Raw genomic sequence first — 16047 nt, forward strand, 5'->3', positions numbered from 1 at the left:
TGCTACCGGCTGAGCTGTTCGATGCTGGGCCGATAACTCAATGACTTGGCCTCGGCTGAGACCTCCGTTCTAATACCACGAGCACACTCGTTTCGACAGATGGAAGACATGCGATAAGTCGGCAACAAAATGTGTACGATGCGGCGAGAACTGGAGGAGTAAAGTGTTCTCAATCGCACCGTACTACGTCGAAATCGTAGATGATAAGAAGCAGCCAATCGACGTTTGGAATATTCAGAAGAACGTCAACTTACGGGGCGTTGTGGAGCAGTTTCTAGCATCAGTGGTTGACCAGCCTCTCGTGCGAGAAACGCACCAGGCGAAGAAGACGTATGTGCTGCGTAAATTGTTCACAGGCTCACCTCGAACTGTCGGTGGTAGATACCAGACGGGCCACTACGGCTTCGAATCAGACATTTGGGACACCGTAAAAAAGGCATCGGCTCATAAGCGCACGAAAGTGCAGGCCGACATGCTTCCCTTCCTCTTCAATTTCTATTTTCCAAAGAGCACGAATGCGGCGCAGCAAAAGCGCGGGTTGCTGCTCTTGGGGCGCTTCAATACCATGGGCATTAGAAGCATGATCATGCCGGAACTGAAAAAGTATGTTGCAGCTGCGCATCCTGGCTTGGAACTGCGAGTGGATAAGGTAGCCCCCACAGCCGTCGTCACTACCTTGTTAAATCAAGGTCAGGTCAAAAAAATCAGGCTAGTAAAGAAATCATTGCCAAGTGACTTTGCGAGTGTCTTGGGTAACGCGGATAAGCCTGAGTTTTTGGATCTTGAATACGTATTTCGACTTAAGCGGAATTCATTTTTTACAGATGTTGATTGGATTAAAAAGTTGGTCGCGGGTAAGATTCAAACTAAGGATATATTTACAATTTCTCCCGACAATCAGCCTGACAACATTAAAGTTGAAATCGTTCACGGCTCTAAAACGCGAGTCATCGATCTAGGCAATCGCGGAAAAGTATCGCCAAATATTGATATCACTGACGACGTTAGAGTGGATGCGACGGGACATCCGGACCCTGAGTCTTGGCTGGAACAAGCAGATGACCTGGCTTCAGAAATTCTTAGTTCGTGGGGGCTATCAACAACGTTCTCGACAAAGGTGTAGAGCATGATCCAAAAAATGAACCCTTGGTTCCTGGTTCGCGAACACTTTTCGACATTTTATGATTATGGTACTGGGAAGAAATCGCCGGCGGAATATGCATTTCAAATCGGATTTCCGGCTGTTGCTGCAATTTTGCAGCTAAGGCTTTTTGCCGTTTCGGCTGATGTTGTTTCGATCGTGGTTTCTGCTGCATCTATTGTGGCGGGATTAATGTTGAATCTTTTGGTGTTGGTTTACACGCTCGTATTCAATAATAGAGAGTCGCATGATCTCTATAGTAATTTTGTTGACTTCAAGCGTCTATGTCGAGAGACGCTTTCCACTATTGCATACAGCGTGTTGCTATGCATTATCTTGGTCGTCACGGCATTCTTTGCCTTGACCGACGGGTGGATTGGCACGATTGGACGGTTTTGCATGGTCTATGCCGGTGTGTCGGTGCTGCTCTGTTTGTTGATCGTGTTGCGCCGATCTTATTTGCTGATTAATTTTGAGTTGATACGTAATCCGGCTACTGCGCCCTGATCCTGACTCCTGAGTGCGCCAGTCACAACTCGGAAGTCGGCGCGGTGGAAATGACTTTGGGTTTGTTGATGCCCAATTCTCAAGCCATGGCCAAGCCGCGTATTTGACGCCCCGCTGGCGCATGTGGGTGTACCGACGCAGTGAGTTCCAGGAGCGATGGCCAAAGAGCTGGCCACGTTGGGAATGTTCCAGCCTAGTTCGAATAAGCGGCTGATGCCGTCGTGACGCAGGTCGTGGAAATGAGGGTCATCGATGCCCAGCAGGGCGCAGGCGTTCGTGAAAGAACTGCTGACGGAATCGCCGTGGTGCGGAAAAATTCGCCCCTTTTGCTCGGTTGACTTGCGACGATTCAAGATGATCGCCAGTGCCTCCTGTGTGAGCGCGTAGCGGACGTCGTTGCCTTCCTTCTCGCCGGGGTGCTTCATGTCACGCACCCAAATTTCCGAGTGGTCCTCGTCCAAGTCTTCAAAGCTCTGCCGGGTGATTTCGTCTTGGCGTCGCGCGCTGAAGATCGCGTAGCAGATGATTTCCTGCATCGGGATGGCATTCTTGCGTTTCACTCGCCAGAAATGCTTCATGAGCTTGTCCAACTCTTCCAGCGTAGGGCGCCTGTCGCGCGCCTTTGATCTTGACGACAGGCCGAGTGATTTGCACACCTTGCACGCGTCGTCGATCACCTGGAGGTCGAGCGGATAGCCCCACGCCGGCCGAGCCAGCCCATAGACCGTGGCGACGTGAGACTGGGAGTTGCCAACAGTCTGAGGCTGTACTTTCATGGTTTGGCGAACTGCACCCAGTCGGCGCTGGTTATTGTGGAGCCGCGCCGCTTGGCCAGGCTTGTGCGGCCGCTGTGTTGAGCACCTGCGCCTTGGTCTTTCCGATCTCCTTCCGGGACTCGGCGACGTATTTTTCAATGGCTTTGGCAAAAGTCGGGTCGGGTGCCCGGAGTTTTTCGAGTGCGCTGGGCTTCGCTAACTCCGTCTCGCGGCCTTGAGCCAAAGCTGGGCAGCCTGTTCGCGGTCGAAGGTCTCCTTCTCGCTGTTCACGACGACGCGACCGTCCTTGATTCGGATTCGGGCCATGTGCGCTACGCTTCCGTCTGCGCTTGCGTTTCGTGATGGTTCCCAAAGGTGCCTTCCGGTGGTACATGCTTTTTTTGTGGCACGGAATGTGCCACTCGGACCGAAAAAATGGGCAAATGAGAAGAAATGACACCGAACGAGAATCGCATAAACACTGGGCTTGAGCCCGATTCCCCTCTGAAGGCCAGTTCTGCCAAGGCCATGCGCGTGTCCGTTGCGCCCATGATGGACTGGACCGACCGCCACTGTCGGTACTTCCATCGCCTGATGTCGCGCCACGCGCTGCTCTATACCGAAATGGTGACCACGGGCGCGCTGGTGCATGGCGACGTGCCCCGCCACCTGCGCTTCAACGCCGAAGAGCACCCGGTGGCCCTGCAGCTGGGCGGCAGCGAACCGGCCGACCTGGCGCATTGCGCGAAGCTGGGCGAAGAGTGGGGCTACGACGAGATCAACCTCAACTGCGGCTGCCCCAGCGAGCGCGTGCAGCGCGGAGCCTTCGGCGCCTGCCTGATGGCCGAGCCGCAACTGGTGGCCGACTGCGTGAAGGCAATGGTCGACGTGGTGAGCGTGCCGGTCACGGTCAAGCACCGCATCGGCATCGACAAGATCGAGAGCTACGAGTTCGTGCGCGACTTTGTCGGCACCGTGAGCGAGGCCGGCTGCGGCACGTTCATCGTTCATGCGCGCAATGCGTGGCTGAAGGGGCTGAGCCCGAAGCAGAACCGCGAGATTCCGCCGCTGCGCTATGAGCTGGTGCACCGGCTGAAGCATGACTTTCCGGCGTTGAGCTTTTCGATCAACGGCGGTATTTCGGCCAATGCCCAGGTGCATGAGCACTTGCGGCTGCTCGACGGCGTGATGGTGGGGCGTGAGGCCTATCACAACCCCTGGTGGCTGGCCGAATGGGATGCCGAGTTCTTCGGCGCCGGGCCGCAGCCGCTGACGCGTGAAGAGGTGGAGTCGCTCATGTGCGACTACATGGTTCGCGAGGCGGCGGAACACGGCACGCAGTGGTCGTCGATCGCGCGGCACATGCTGGGCTTGCGCAACGGCCTGCCCGGCGCGCGCCGCTGGCGTCAGGTCTGGAGCGACCACCGGCTCAAGACGCGCTCGCCGCACGAGGTGATGGCGCTGGCGCATGAGCCCGTGGCGCAGGTTGCCTAGCTGAGGCGTGCCTAGCTGAAGCGTGCCTTGAGTGAAGCGGGCACTGCGGCGCGAAGCCGCTTGCGGCAAGGGATTCGCCGCCCAGCAACGGTGAGTGTTCCAAAATGATAATGATTGACTGAGGACTGAAACTTTTCAACTTTTCTGCTAAAGAATCAAGAAACGCTAATAAATAAGGGGTTTCGATTCATGAATGAAGCGGGGAGCAAAGAAGAAGTCAGCGCATTGGGCCGGGGTCTGGCCCTGCTCAAGGTCATCGGGATGTCGGCATCGCCGATGAGCAATCGGGAACTGGCCGACACCACGGGCCTTCCCAAGGCGACGGTATCGCGCCTTACGGCCACGTTGGTGAACGCGGGGTATCTGCGGCAGTCGCAGGACAGCGAGCGCTTCAGCCTGGGCCCGGCGCTGCTCGACATGAGCAGCCGCTATCTCCGTCATTTCGACCTGCGCACGGTGGCCAGGCCGCACCTGGCGGAGTTGTCCGAATTTGCGGGCGCCAGCGTCCATGTGGCGGTGCGCGACGATCTCGACATGCTCGTCATCGATTCACTGCGCCCGCGCTCGGCGCTGATCAGCTCGCGGCTGGACGTCGGCACCCGCATGAGCATCGTCACCTCGGCCGCGGGCCGTGCTTCCCTTGCGGCATTGCCCGAGGCCGAGCGGGCGGCGGTGCTCGAGAAGATCCAGCAGGAAAGCGGCGAAAGCTGGGCCTCCATCGAACCCCGCCTGATGGCCGGGCTCGACGAATACGCCCGCCTGGGCTACTGCAGCTCGTTCGGCGAATGGCATCCGCACATTCATGCGCTTGGCTTTGCGCTGCAAGGGCCGCATGGTGAACGCTATGGCGTGAGCTGCGGCGGCCCCGCCTACCTGCTGCCGAAAGACATGATGCTCTCGCGCGTTGCGCCGCGCCTGCTCGAGGCTGCCAGCCGCATCTCGGCCGAAACCGGCGTCATCGGCCCGGACTGATCGGCCCGCGGCGCCTGGGCGGGGCCTAGACCGCCGCTTCCAGGCCGTTCTTGAAGTGCTCGCGCATGCGCGCCATGGCCGCGGTGGCGTCGCGCGCCTCGATGGCCGCCATCATCGAGCGGTGCTCCGCCAGCGATTCGGCGATGCGGCCTTCCTTGAGCAGTGAGTTGTGGCGGTTGAGCTTCATCACCTTGCGCAGGTCGGCCACCATCTGGTCGCGCCACTTGTTGTTGGCAATGGCCAAAAGGCGCATGTGAAAGCGCTCGTTCAGCGCGAAGAAGTGCTCTCGGTTTTCCTTGCCTGGCGCGCCGGCGGCCTCCAGCTCGGCGTGCAGCGCCTTCAGTTCCGCGCGCTGGGCGTCGGTCGCGCGCTCGGCCACCACGCCGGCCGCGTCGCTCTCCAGCAGGGAGAGCAGGTGATACACGTCCGCCAGGTCTTGCTCCGACACCTCGGTCACGTAGGCGCCGCGCCGCACCTTCATGGTGACCAGGCCTTCGGCCGCCAGCACCTTCAGGGCTTCGCGCAGCGGGGTGCGGCTGATGCCGTATTCCTCGGCCAGCTTGAGTTCGTCGATCCAGCTGCCGGGCTCGAGCTCGCGGCGGAAGATCCGCTGGCGCAGCAGCTCGGCCACCTCTTCATAGAGGGCGCGCGGGGTAAGGGTGACGGCGGACATGGGCCGGACTGTACCGCAAAAACGTGTTTGAATTAATAATTATGGATAGGTTAGACTCGCTGCGGCTTGCAAATTCCTTGCAGGCGAATTTGCGACTACCCTGCAAGACACTGCAAAACGGCCCCTCATGAGCAGCACACCCGAACCCACCTTCAAGCCTGCCAACATCGACGACTGGGCCAAGGCCGCCGCCAAGTCGGCGCCGGGTGGCGACCTGAATGCGCTCAACTGGCTAACGCCCGACGGCATTACGGTGAAGCCGCTGTATACCGCCGCCGACCTGCACGGGCTCAAGTACACCGACACGCTCCCGGGCTTCGAGCCCTACCTGCGCGGCCCGCAGGCCACCATGTACGCGGTGCGCCCATGGACCATTCGGCAGTACGCGGGCTTCTCGACCGCTGAAGAATCGAACGCTTTCTACCGCAAGGCACTGGCGGCGGGCGGGCAGGGCGTGAGCGTGGCTTTCGACCTGGCCACCCACCGCGGCTACGACAGCGACCATCCGCGCGTGACGGGCGACGTGGGCAAGGCCGGCGTGGCCATTGATTCGGTCGAGGACATGAAGATCCTGTTCGACCAGATCCCGCTCGACAAGGTCTCTGTGTCCATGACGATGAACGGCGCCGTGCTGCCGGTGCTGGCGGGCTACGTGGTTGCGGCCGAAGAGCAGGGCGTGGCGCAAGACCAGCTGAGCGGAACCATCCAGAACGACATCCTCAAGGAGTTCATGGTCCGCAACACCTACATCTTTCCGCCCGCGCCGAGCATGCGGATCATCGGCGACATCATCGAGTACACGGCGCAGAAGATGCCCAAGTTCAACTCGATCTCGATCAGCGGCTATCACATGCAGGAAGCCGGCGCCAACCAGGCGCTGGAGCTGGCCTTCACGCTGGCCGACGGCAAGGAATACGTGAAGACAGCGCTGGCCAAGGGCCTCGATGTCGACGGCTTTGCCGGCCGCCTGAGCTTCTTCTGGGCCATTGGCATGAACTTCTACCTCGAAGTGGCCAAGATGCGCGCGGCGCGCCTCTTGTGGTGCCGCATCATGAAGGAGTTCAACCCCAAGAACCCCAAGAGCCTGATGCTGCGCACCCACTGCCAGACCTCGGGCTGGTCGCTCACCGAGCAAGACCCCTACAACAACGTGGTGCGCACCACCATCGAGGCCATGGCCGCGGTGTTCGGCGGCACGCAAAGCCTGCACACCAACGCGCTCGACGAAGCCATTGCGCTGCCCACCGAGTTCAGCGCGCGCATCGCACGCAACACGCAGCTCATCATCCAGGAAGAAACGCACATCACCAACGTGATCGACCCCTGGGCCGGCAGCTACATGATGGAGAAGCTCACGCAGGACATGGCCGATGCCGCCTGGGCCATCATCGAAGAGGTCGAGGCGATGGGCGGCATGACCAAGGCGGTGGACAGCGGTTGGGCCAAGCTCAAGATCGAAGCGGCCGCCGCCGAGAAGCAGGCACGCATCGATTCGGGCAAGGACGTGATCGTGGGCGTCAACAAGTACAAGCTCAAGAACGAAGACGCAATCGACAGCCTCTCGATCGACAACGTGAAGGTGCGCGAGCAGCAGGTGGCGCGGCTTACGATGCTCCGCTCTTCGCGCGATAGCGCCAAGGTGCAGGCTGCGCTGGATGCGCTGACCGAGGCCGCCGAGAACGGCACCGGCAACCTGCTCGCTCTCAGCATCGACGCGGTGCGCCTGCGCGCCACGGTGGGCGAGATTTCCGACGCGCTTGAAAAATCATTCGGCCGCCATCGGGCCGACACGCAAAAGGTGACCGGTGTGTACGCTGCTGCCTATGACTCCGCCGAGGGCTGGGAAGCCCTCAAGACCGAAATCAACGCCTTCGCCGAAGAGCAGGGGCGCCGTCCGCGCGTGATGATCTCCAAGCTGGGGCAGGACGGGCACGACCGCGGCGCCAAGGTGGTGGCCACGGCCTTTGCCGACCTGGGCTTCGACGTGGACATGGGGCCGCTGTTCCAGACACCCGAGGAGTGCGCGCGCCAGGCGATTGAAAACGACGTGCATGCCGTGGGCGTGAGCACCCTCGCGGCCGGCCACAAGACACTTGTGCCGGCCATCATCAACGAGCTGAAGAAGCAGGGCGCGGACGACATCATCGTCTTCGTCGGCGGCGTGATTCCGCGGCAGGACTACGACTTTCTCTATGAAGCGGGCGTCAAGGGCATCTACGGCCCGGGCACGCCGATTCCGGCCAGCGCGAAGGACGTGCTGGAGCAGATTCGCGCAGCGGTCTCGGCCTGATCGGGACGCGAAACGTGGGCGATCTTTTGTCGCGGCTGTCGCTGCAGCCCGTTGATTCCAGCGATTTCGAAGCCATGCTGGCCTTGCGCGTCGATGCGATGCGCCCCAGCCTGGAGCGCGTCGGGCGCTTCGACCCTGCGCGTTCACGCGAACGGCTCCAGGCCGGGTTCGTCGTGCCTTACATGCATCACATCGTGCTCGACAGCGACCTGCGCATCGGCTTTGTCACGCTCAAGCCCGAAGACCCCGATGCGCTGCGGCTGGACCACCTGTACCTGCGCACCGGTTTCCAGGGGCTGGGCATCGGCGAATGGGTCTTGCAATGGGCCAAGTCGCAGGCCCGGGAGCAAGGGATGGACATCAAGCTGACCGCGCTGGTGCAGAGCGACGCCAACCGCTTCTATGTGCGGCACGGCTTCGTGCTCGAAGGCGAAGAGGGCGTCGACCTGCACTACCGCTGGCGCGTAGCCTCGGAGGATGCGTGCTGAAACAGGTCGGGGCACTTGAACGCGCCATTGCCGAGCCGGAGGGCATGGCACAGCGCCGCGCCATCGCCAAGGCCATTACGCTGCTCGAATCCACACGGGCCGACCATCGCGCGCAAGCCGATGAATTGCTCACCGCATTGCTGCCACGCACCGGCAGTTCATTTCGCCTCGGCATCTCCGGCGTGCCGGGTGTCGGCAAATCGACCTTCATCGAGACGCTGGGCCTGCTGCTGATTGGCAAGGGCCACCGCGTGGCGGTGCTCACCATCGACCCTTCGTCGACCGTTTCGGGCGGCTCCATCCTCGGCGACAAGACGCGCATGGAGCGCCTCTCGGTGCATGAGCGCGCCTACATCCGGCCGAGCCCGTCGAGCGGCACGCTGGGCGGCGTGGCCGAGAAAACGCGCGAAGCCATGCTGGTGTGCGAAGCCGCCGGCTACGACATCGTCATTGTCGAAACCGTGGGCGTGGGCCAGAGCGAAACCGCCGTGGCCGGCATGACCGACATGTTCGTACTGATGCAGTTGCCCAATGCGGGCGACGACCTGCAGGCCATCAAGAAGGGCGTGATGGAACTGGCCGACCTGGTTGTCATCAACAAGGCCGACATCGACAAGGACGCCGCCACGCGTGCGCAGGCGCAGATCACCTCGGCCCTGCGCCTCTTCGGCCACCAGGGCAACCCGGACCACGCGCATGCGGTGCATGACGCGCACAGCGGCGCCGAGGTTCGCTTCTGGCTGCCCAAGGTGCTGCAGCTGAGCGCGCTGGCGGGTACCGGCGTCGACGCCTTCTGGGACGCCGTCACGCAGTTCAGGCAATTGCAAACCGCGAATGGCAAGCTCGCCAAGCGGCGCGAAAAGCAGGCCACGGCGTGGATGTGGGAGCGCATCGACGCGGGCCTCAAGCAAGCGTTCAGGCAACACGCGCAGGTGCGCGAACTGCTGCCGCAACTCACTCGGCAAGTGGCAGAGGGCTCGCTGCCCGCATCGACGGCGGCGCGCCAGCTGCTTTCGGCAGCGGCCATCACCGCCAGGCCATGACAACACACGAAATTCAGGACCACAGCTTCGGAAGCACACCATGCAAGAACTGATCGAACAACTCGAAAAGCGCCGCGCCCAGGCGCGCCTTGGCGGCGGGCAGAAGCGCATCGACGCGCAGCACGCCAAGGGCAAGCTCACCGCGCGGGAGCGCATCGAGCTGCTGCTGGACGACAACACCTTCGAAGAGTGGGACATGTTCGTCGAGCACCGCTCGGTCGACTTCGGCATGGCCGAGCAAAAGATCCCCGGCGACGGCGTGGTTACCGGCTACGGCATGATCAACGGCCGTCTGGTCTTCGTGTACAGCCAGGACTTCACCGTCTTTGGCGGTGCACTGAGCGAAGCGCATGCCGAAAAGATCTGCAAGGTGATGGACCAGGCGATGAAGGTCGGCGCGCCGGTCATCGGCCTGAACGATTCGGGCGGCGCGCGCATCCAGGAAGGCGTGGCCTCGCTCGGTGGCTATGCCGACGTGTTCCAGCGGAACGTGATGGCCTCGGGCGTGGTGCCGCAGATCAGCATGATCATGGGCCCGTGTGCGGGCGGCGCGGTGTATTCGCCGGCCATGACCGACTTCATCTTCATGGTGAAGGACTCGAGCTACATGTTCGTCACCGGGCCCGAGGTGGTGAAGACCGTGACGCACGAGACCGTGACGGCCGAAGAGCTCGGTGGCGCCATCACCCACACCACGCGCAGCGGCGTGGCTGACATGGCGTTCGAGAACGACGTCGAGGCGCTCATGATGCTGCGCCGCCTGTACAACTACCTGCCGCTCAACAACCGCGAAAAACCGCCGGTGCGCCTGGGCAACAACGGGCAGGGCGACCCGGCCGACCGGCCCGACTACTCGCTGGATACGCTGGTGCCCGACAACCCGAACAAGCCCTACGACATCAAGGAGCTGATCCTCAAGGTGGTCGATGACGGCGACTTCTTCGAACTGCAGCCCGACTACGCGAAGAACATCGTGATCGGCTTTGCGCGCATGGAAGGGCAGACGGTCGGCATCGTCGCCAATCAGCCGCTGGTGCTTGCGGGCTGCTTGGACATCAAGAGCAGCATCAAGGCGGCACGCTTCGTGCGCTTTTGTGATGCGTTCAATATTCCGGTGGTCACCTTTGTCGACGTGCCCGGCTTCATGCCCGGCACGGGGCAGGAGTACGGCGGCATCATCAAGCACGGCGCCAAGCTGCTCTACGCGTATGCGGAATGCACCGTGCCGAAGATCACCGTCATTACGCGCAAGGCCTATGGCGGCGCGTACGACGTGATGGCTTCCAAGCACTTGCGCGGCGACGTCAATCTGGCCTGGCCGCGCGCGGAGATCGCGGTGATGGGCGCCAAGGGCGCGGTGGAAATCATCTTCCGCGAAGACAAGAACGACCCCGAGAAGCTTGCCGCACGTGAGGCCGAATACAAGGCGCGTTTCGCCAACCCGTATGTGGCGGGTGCGCGCGGCTACATCGACGACGTGATCCTGCCGCACGAAACGCGCAAACGTATCTGCCGTTCGCTGGTGATGCTGCGCGAGAAGAAGCTCGAGAACCCGTGGCGCAAGCACGGGAACATTCCGCTGTAAGCACACAGGACAACAACATGTTCAAGAAAATCCTGATCGCAAACCGCGGGGAGATTGCCTGCCGCGTGATTCAAACGGCCAAGAAGATGGGCATCCTCACGGTCGCCGTCTATTCCGACGCCGATAAGGAAGCACGTCACGTCGAACTTGCCGACGAGGCTGTGCACATCGGCGCTGCGCCCAGCCGCGAGAGCTATCTGCAGGCCGACCGCATCATTGCGGCCTGCAAGCAGACCGGCGCCGAGGCGGTGCACCCGGGCTACGGTTTCCTGTCCGAGAACGAAGCCTTTGCGCGCAAGGTGGAGGAAGAGGGCATTGCCTTCATCGGACCGAAGCACTATTCGATTGCCGCCATGGGCGACAAGATCGCTTCCAAGAAGCTCGCGAATGAGGCCAAGGTCAACACCATTCCCGGCTGGAACGACGCCATTGAAACGGCCGAGCGCGCCGTCGAGATTGCCAAGGACATCGGCTACCCGGTGATGATCAAGGCGTCGGCCGGTGGCGGGGGCAAGGGGCTGCGCGTGGCCTTCGACGACAAGGAAGCCTTCGAGGGCTTTACCTCGTGCCGCAACGAGGCGCTGAGCAGTTTCGGCGACGACCGCGTGTTCATCGAGAAATTCGTCGAGGAGCCGCGCCACATCGAAATCCAGGTGCTGGGCGATTCGCATGGCAATGTCATCTACCTGAACGAGCGCGAGTGCTCGATCCAGCGCAGGCACCAGAAGGTGATCGAAGAGGCGCCTTCGCCCTTCATCAGCGATGCCACGCGCAAGGCGATGGGCGAGCAGGCGGTTCAGCTGGCCAAGGCGGTGAAGTACCAGAGCGCGGGCACGGTGGAGTTTGTGGTGGGCAAGGACCAGAGCTTCTATTTTCTGGAGATGAACACGCGGCTGCAGGTGGAGCATCCGGTAACCGAATGCATCACCGGGCTCGACTTGGTCGAGCTGATGATCCGCGTGGCGGCCGGCGAAGCGCTGCCGCTGACGCAGGCCGAGGTGAAGCGCAACGGTTGGGCGATCGAGTGCCGCATCAACGCCGAAGATCCGTTCCGCAACTTCCTGCCTTCGACGGGCCGCCTCGTGAAGTTCCAGCCGCCGGCCGAGACCATGTTCGCGAGCGACACCGAGCGCCTGAACGGCGTGCGAGTGGACACGGGCGTGTACGAAGGCGGCGAGATCCCGATGTATTACGACTCGATGATCGCCAAGCTCATCGTGCACGGCAAGGACCGGCAGCATGCAATTGCGCGCATGCGCGAGGCGCTCAACGGTTTCGTGATCCGCGGCATCAGCAGCAACATTCCGTTCCAGGCGGCGCTGCTCGCGCATCCCAAGTTCGTGGCGGGCGATTTCAACACCGGTTTCATTGCCGAGCACTACGGCAAGGGCTTCCATGCGGAAGACGTGCCGCACGCAGACCCCTCGTTTCTTGTTGCGCTTGCGGCCTATGTGCATCGCCGCTACCGCGCGCGCGCCTCGGGCATCAGCGGCCAGCTCGAAGGCCACGGCGTGAAGGTGGGCGAGCAGTTCGTGGTGGTGGAACTGGGGCCGGAAGGCAAGCATGTGCACCACCCGGTGTCGGTGACCGACTTTCATGGCAAGACCGGCGCCAGCGCCGTTGCCGTGGGCGGCAAGAACTACAAGATCGACAGCGGCTTTGCGCTGGGCGCGATCCGCGTGCAGGGCATGGTGAACGACCGGCCCTTCACCGCACAGGTCGAGCGCGGGGCGGGCAAGAACCCGCTGGCGCTGCGCGTGTCGCACGACGGCACGCAGATCGAAGCCATGGTGCTCTCGCCGCTGGGTGCGCGCCTGCTCGAGTTGATGCCCTACAAGGCGCCACCCGATCTGAGCAAGTTCCTGATGTCGCCGATGCCGGGCTTGCTGGTCGAGGTGTCCGTGCAGCCGGGCCAGCAGGTACGTGCCGGCGAGAAGCTGGCCGTGATCGAGGCCATGAAAATGGAAAACGTGCTGTTCGCCACGCAAGACGGGGTGGTCGACAAGATTTCGGCCAAAAAGGGCGAGTCGCTCGCTGTCGATCAAATCATTCTGGAGTTCAACTGATGGGTGCCAACGACTTGCAACAGACGATCACGCTACACCGCCCCACCAAGGCCGCGGAGCCGCAGGGACCTTGGTCGGTCGAGGCGATTCAGGCGCTCCTCGACAAGCCGCTGATGGAACTGCTGTTCGAAGCACAGACCGTGCACCGCCAGCACTTCCCCGAGGGCGACATCGAGCTTGCGACGCTGCTGTCGGTCAAGACTGGCGGCTGCCCGGAGAACTGCGGCTACTGCCCGCAGTCGGCCGAGTTCGACACCGGCGTGAAGGCGCAGAAGCTCATGGAGGTCGACGAGGTGGTGCGTGCCGCGCAGGCTGCCAAGGATGCCGGTGCCACGCGTTTCTGCATGGGCGCCGCATGGCGCGCGCCGAAGGACCGCGACGTGGAGAAGGTGGCTGTGCTGGTCGAAGCCGTGAAGGGCCTGGGCATGCAGACCTGCGCCACGCTCGGCATGCTGGAGCCGCATCATGCGCAACAGCTCAAGGCCGCGGGCCTCGACTACTACAACCACAACCTCGACACCGCGCCCGAGTACTACACAGACATTGTCGACACGCGCACCTATCAGGACCGGCTCGACACGCTGGCCCATGTACGCAGCGCCGGCATCAGCGTGTGCTGCGGCGGCATCGTCGGCATGGGCGAGCAGCCGGTGCACCGGGCGGGGCTGATCGCGCAACTGGCCAACCTGAATCCGTACCCCGAGTCGGTGCCGATCAACAGCTTGGTGCGCGTGCCGGGCACGCCATTGGCCGATTCCGAGCCGGTCGATCCCTTCGACTTCGTGCGCATGATCGCGGTGGCGCGCATCACGATGCCGACCGCGCGCGTGCGGCTCTCGGCAGGCCGCCAGCAAATGGGCGATGCAGTGCAGGCGCTGTGCTTCATGGCAGGTGCCAATTCGATCTTCTACGGCGACAAGCTGCTGGTGACCGGCAACCCCGACGTGGAGGCCGACGTGCAACTGCTGCGCAAGTTGGGTCTGCAGTCGCGCCGGACCACCGCCACCGAAGAAGCTGGGGCCTGCGCATGACGGCCGCGCCGCGTCCCTTCAAGGTGCTGGGCATCCAGCAGATCGCCATCGGCGGGCCCGACAAGATGCGGCTGCAGAAGCTCTGGGTCGACATGCTGGGGCTCGAGGTCACCGGCACCTTCAAGAGCGAGCGCGAGAACGTCGACGAGGACATCTGTTCGATGGGCAGCGGGCCGTTCAAGGTCGAGGTCGACCTGATGCAGCCGTTGGACCCCGAGAAAAAGCCCGCGGTTCACACCACGCCGCTCAACCATGTGGGCCTGTGGATCGACGACCTGCCCAAGGCCGTCGAATGGCTCACCGCGCAGGGTGTACGTTTTGCGCCCGGAGGCATTCGCCAGGGCGCGGCCGGCTTCGACATCTGCTTTCTGCATCCGAAGGCGAACGACGAGTTTCCGATTGCGGGCGAGGGCGTGTTGATAGAAATGGTGCAGGCGCCACCCGAGGTGGTGACCGCGTTCAACGCGCTGGCCGCTACGCGTTGAGCACCTTCTTGATCGGCGGCTTCACGTCCGAGCGCTGAGGCGGCAGCATCGGCTGGTGCTCGCGGGCCGGGTTCAAGATGATCGAGGTGGCCGTTTCGGTGAGGATGCAGAACTTGGTGACCACCGCATCGAGGTGGCTCACGTCGATGACCGCAATTTCCAGAATCCAGCTGTCGTCGCCGGTCACGTTGTAGGCATTGACGCACTCGGGCGTCTGCTGCACCAGCTCTACCACGCGCGCGTAGTCGGCGCGGCCCACGCGGATGATCGCGCGGATGCCATAGCCCAGCTTGCCGAGGTTGACCGTGGCGCGATAGCCGCTGATCACGCCCGCGGCTTCCAGCTTTTTCACGCGCTCGGTCACGGCCGGCTGGCTCAGGTGCACGCGGCGGCCCAGCTCGGCCATAGTCAGCCGCGCATCGCCCTGCAGTTCAGCCAGGATGCGGGTGTCGTGGGCGTCCAGTGCGGGGTTGAAGGTGAAGTCCATGTAACTCCTTTAAATCGACGGTTCAAAACAGATAGAACCATGAGTTGTGCATGGCTGCGAAGGGTTTGCTTTCATACCATGGATGGGGTTCCAATACCAACAAGACAGACCTCGCATGCCGACTCTTGCATCTCCCGCCCAAGCCTCATCCGGCTCCCGCAGCACGCTGCCGCCGCTCCTGTGGCTTTGCCTGGCCGCCACCTGGGTGGTCTGGGGCTCGACTTATCTCGCAATCAAGTACGCGCTGATCAGCTTTCCGCCGTTCTTGCAGATGGGGTCGCGCTTCTTGTTTGCGGGCGTGATGCTCGCGGTGTGGATGCGCTGGCGCGGCGCTGCCTGGCCCTCGGCGCTGCAATGGCGCAATGCGCTTGTCGTAGGGGCGCTGATGCTGGGCGGCGGCATGGGCGGCACGGCGCATGCCGAGGTATCGATCGGCTCGGGTCTGGTGGTGGCCTTCATCGCGGTGGTGCCGTTGCTGATTGCACTGCTCAACCTGATCTGGGGCGTGAAGCCGACGCGGCTCGAGGCCATGGGCATCGCGCTTGGGCTGGTCGGCGTGCTGATGCTGACGCAGGGCAGCGGCTTCCAGTCATCGCCCGCGGGGCTGCTGGCCATTTCCGTGGCTTGCATCTGCTGGTCGATGGGCAGCGTGCTGAGCCAGCGCAGCCTGCCGCTCGCGCCCGGCGCGATGGGGTTCGCGAGCGAGATGATCTGTGGCGGCCTGGTGCTGATGGTGCTTGCGGCGGTGTCTCGCGAGAGCTTGGTCTGGCCACCAGCGCCAGAGGCCGTTTGGGCCTGGCTGTACCTCGTGGTTTTCGGTTCGCTGATTGCGTTCAACGCCTACATGGTGCTGCTCGCAAGGGCGCCGGCCGCGCTGGCGGCGAGCTACACCTTCGTCAATCCGGTGATCGCGATGCTGCTGGGCGTGTGGATTGCCAACGAAACCGTGACGCGCTTCGAGTGGTATGCCGTGGCCGTCATCCTGGCCGGTGTGCTGCTGTTGCTCTTCAAGCGCCCGCAGAAGGGCTGA

The 16047-nt window shown here is 62.4% G+C and carries 15 protein-coding genes; 12 read left to right on the forward strand and 3 right to left on the reverse strand.

Features of this window, described 5'->3' with window-relative positions:
- The first annotated feature begins 163 nt into the window (after nucleotides 1-163).
- Nucleotides 164-1123: a hypothetical protein gene (locus GOQ09_RS11220; RefSeq protein WP_157613498.1), complete on the forward strand. Its 960-nt coding sequence runs from the start codon at nucleotides 164-166 to the stop codon at nucleotides 1121-1123.
- Between the two features lie 3 nt (nucleotides 1124-1126).
- Entirely contained in the window at nucleotides 1127-1648 is a 522-nt protein-coding gene (locus GOQ09_RS26320) for a hypothetical protein (RefSeq protein ID WP_242631076.1), read from the forward strand.
- Here the strand turns inward: GOQ09_RS26320 and GOQ09_RS11225 are convergent.
- Nucleotides 1597-2424: a tyrosine-type recombinase/integrase gene (locus tag GOQ09_RS11225; protein WP_242631077.1), complete on the reverse strand. Its 828-nt coding sequence runs from the start codon at nucleotides 2422-2424 to the stop codon at nucleotides 1597-1599. The two genes, GOQ09_RS26320 and GOQ09_RS11225, sit on opposite strands and share 52 nt — an antisense overlap.
- A gap of 507 nt (nucleotides 2425-2931) precedes the next feature.
- On the opposite strand from GOQ09_RS11225, the gene dusA reads away from it, so the two are divergent.
- Nucleotides 2932-3897, forward strand: coding sequence for a tRNA dihydrouridine(20/20a) synthase DusA (gene dusA / locus GOQ09_RS11230; protein ID WP_242631078.1), 966 nt, complete (start codon nucleotides 2932-2934; stop codon nucleotides 3895-3897).
- Between the two features lie 189 nt (nucleotides 3898-4086).
- Complete coding sequence (locus GOQ09_RS11235; protein WP_157613500.1) at nucleotides 4087-4869, forward strand: IclR family transcriptional regulator; 783 nt, start codon at nucleotides 4087-4089, stop codon at nucleotides 4867-4869.
- A gap of 25 nt (nucleotides 4870-4894) precedes the next feature.
- Here the strand turns inward: GOQ09_RS11235 and GOQ09_RS11240 are convergent, their stop codons facing one another.
- Complete coding sequence (locus GOQ09_RS11240; protein WP_157613501.1) at nucleotides 4895-5542, reverse strand: GntR family transcriptional regulator; 648 nt, start codon at nucleotides 5540-5542, stop codon at nucleotides 4895-4897.
- Nucleotides 5543-5669: 127 nt separating this feature from the next.
- Between GOQ09_RS11240 and scpA the strand changes: the two genes are divergently transcribed.
- From scpA to GOQ09_RS11275, 7 genes are read left to right on the forward strand one after another with little or no spacing between them, the layout of a single operon-like run.
- Nucleotides 5670-7832: a methylmalonyl-CoA mutase gene (gene scpA / locus GOQ09_RS11245; RefSeq protein WP_157613502.1), complete on the forward strand. Its 2163-nt coding sequence runs from the start codon at nucleotides 5670-5672 to the stop codon at nucleotides 7830-7832.
- Between the two features lie 14 nt (nucleotides 7833-7846).
- Nucleotides 7847-8320, forward strand: coding sequence for a GNAT family N-acetyltransferase (locus GOQ09_RS11250; protein ID WP_157613503.1), 474 nt, complete (start codon nucleotides 7847-7849; stop codon nucleotides 8318-8320).
- Between the two features lie 44 nt (nucleotides 8321-8364).
- Nucleotides 8365-9363: a methylmalonyl Co-A mutase-associated GTPase MeaB gene (gene meaB, locus GOQ09_RS11255; protein ID WP_157616666.1), complete on the forward strand. Its 999-nt coding sequence runs from the start codon at nucleotides 8365-8367 to the stop codon at nucleotides 9361-9363.
- Between the two features lie 40 nt (nucleotides 9364-9403).
- Nucleotides 9404-10948 (forward strand): acyl-CoA carboxylase subunit beta, encoded by a 1545-nt coding sequence (locus GOQ09_RS11260; protein WP_157613504.1) that lies wholly within the window; start codon nucleotides 9404-9406, stop codon nucleotides 10946-10948.
- Between the two features lie 17 nt (nucleotides 10949-10965).
- Nucleotides 10966-13014: an acetyl-CoA carboxylase biotin carboxylase subunit gene (gene accC, locus GOQ09_RS11265; protein ID WP_157613505.1), complete on the forward strand. Its 2049-nt coding sequence runs from the start codon at nucleotides 10966-10968 to the stop codon at nucleotides 13012-13014.
- Nucleotides 13014-14045: a biotin synthase BioB gene (bioB, locus tag GOQ09_RS11270; RefSeq protein WP_157613506.1), complete on the forward strand. Its 1032-nt coding sequence runs from the start codon at nucleotides 13014-13016 to the stop codon at nucleotides 14043-14045. The genes accC and bioB overlap by 1 nt, the downstream gene beginning before the upstream one ends.
- Nucleotides 14042-14530 carry a VOC family protein gene (locus tag GOQ09_RS11275; protein ID WP_157613507.1) on the forward strand — a complete coding sequence of 163 codons (489 nt, stop codon included), beginning with the start codon at nucleotides 14042-14044 and terminating at the stop codon, nucleotides 14528-14530. Before bioB ends, GOQ09_RS11275 begins: the two co-directional genes overlap by 4 nt.
- Here the strand turns inward: GOQ09_RS11275 and GOQ09_RS11280 are convergent.
- Nucleotides 14520-15017: an Lrp/AsnC family transcriptional regulator gene (locus GOQ09_RS11280; RefSeq protein WP_157613508.1), complete on the reverse strand. Its 498-nt coding sequence runs from the start codon at nucleotides 15015-15017 to the stop codon at nucleotides 14520-14522. The genes GOQ09_RS11275 and GOQ09_RS11280 overlap by 11 nt on opposite strands.
- Nucleotides 15018-15132: 115 nt before the next feature.
- Here GOQ09_RS11280 and yedA point away from each other — a divergent pair, with 115 nt between their 5' ends.
- A complete protein-coding gene (gene yedA / locus GOQ09_RS11285) occupies nucleotides 15133-16047 on the forward strand; it encodes a drug/metabolite exporter YedA (RefSeq protein WP_157613509.1) in 915 nt (304 codons plus the stop codon).

Origin of the sequence: Variovorax paradoxus (assembly GCF_009755665.1) — a bacterium.
Lineage (GTDB): Bacteria > Pseudomonadota > Gammaproteobacteria > Burkholderiales > Burkholderiaceae_C > Variovorax > Variovorax paradoxus_G.

What these genes read in the sequence shown, in the direction of transcription:
- GOQ09_RS26320 (WP_242631076.1), top strand. Translation starts at nt 1,127, where the DNA reads ATGATCCAAAAAATGAACCCTTGGTTCCTGGTTCGCGAACACTTTTCG.
- GOQ09_RS11225 (WP_242631077.1), bottom strand. Translation starts at nt 2,424, where the DNA reads ATGAAAGTACAGCCTCAGACTGTTGGCAACTCCCAGTCTCACGTCGCC.
- dusA (WP_242631078.1), top strand. Translation starts at nt 2,932, where the DNA reads ATGCGCGTGTCCGTTGCGCCCATGATGGACTGGACCGACCGCCACTGT.
- GOQ09_RS11235 (WP_157613500.1), top strand. Translation starts at nt 4,087, where the DNA reads ATGAATGAAGCGGGGAGCAAAGAAGAAGTCAGCGCATTGGGCCGGGGT.
- GOQ09_RS11240 (WP_157613501.1), bottom strand. Translation starts at nt 5,542, where the DNA reads ATGTCCGCCGTCACCCTTACCCCGCGCGCCCTCTATGAAGAGGTGGCC.
- scpA (WP_157613502.1), top strand. Translation starts at nt 5,670, where the DNA reads ATGAGCAGCACACCCGAACCCACCTTCAAGCCTGCCAACATCGACGAC.
- meaB (WP_157616666.1), top strand. Translation starts at nt 8,365, where the DNA reads ATGGCACAGCGCCGCGCCATCGCCAAGGCCATTACGCTGCTCGAATCC.
- GOQ09_RS11260 (WP_157613504.1), top strand. Translation starts at nt 9,404, where the DNA reads ATGCAAGAACTGATCGAACAACTCGAAAAGCGCCGCGCCCAGGCGCGC.
- accC (WP_157613505.1), top strand. Translation starts at nt 10,966, where the DNA reads ATGTTCAAGAAAATCCTGATCGCAAACCGCGGGGAGATTGCCTGCCGC.
- bioB (WP_157613506.1), top strand. Translation starts at nt 13,014, where the DNA reads ATGGGTGCCAACGACTTGCAACAGACGATCACGCTACACCGCCCCACC.
- GOQ09_RS11275 (WP_157613507.1), top strand. Translation starts at nt 14,042, where the DNA reads ATGACGGCCGCGCCGCGTCCCTTCAAGGTGCTGGGCATCCAGCAGATC.
- GOQ09_RS11280 (WP_157613508.1), bottom strand. Translation starts at nt 15,017, where the DNA reads ATGGACTTCACCTTCAACCCCGCACTGGACGCCCACGACACCCGCATC.
- yedA (WP_157613509.1), top strand. Translation starts at nt 15,133, where the DNA reads ATGCCGACTCTTGCATCTCCCGCCCAAGCCTCATCCGGCTCCCGCAGC.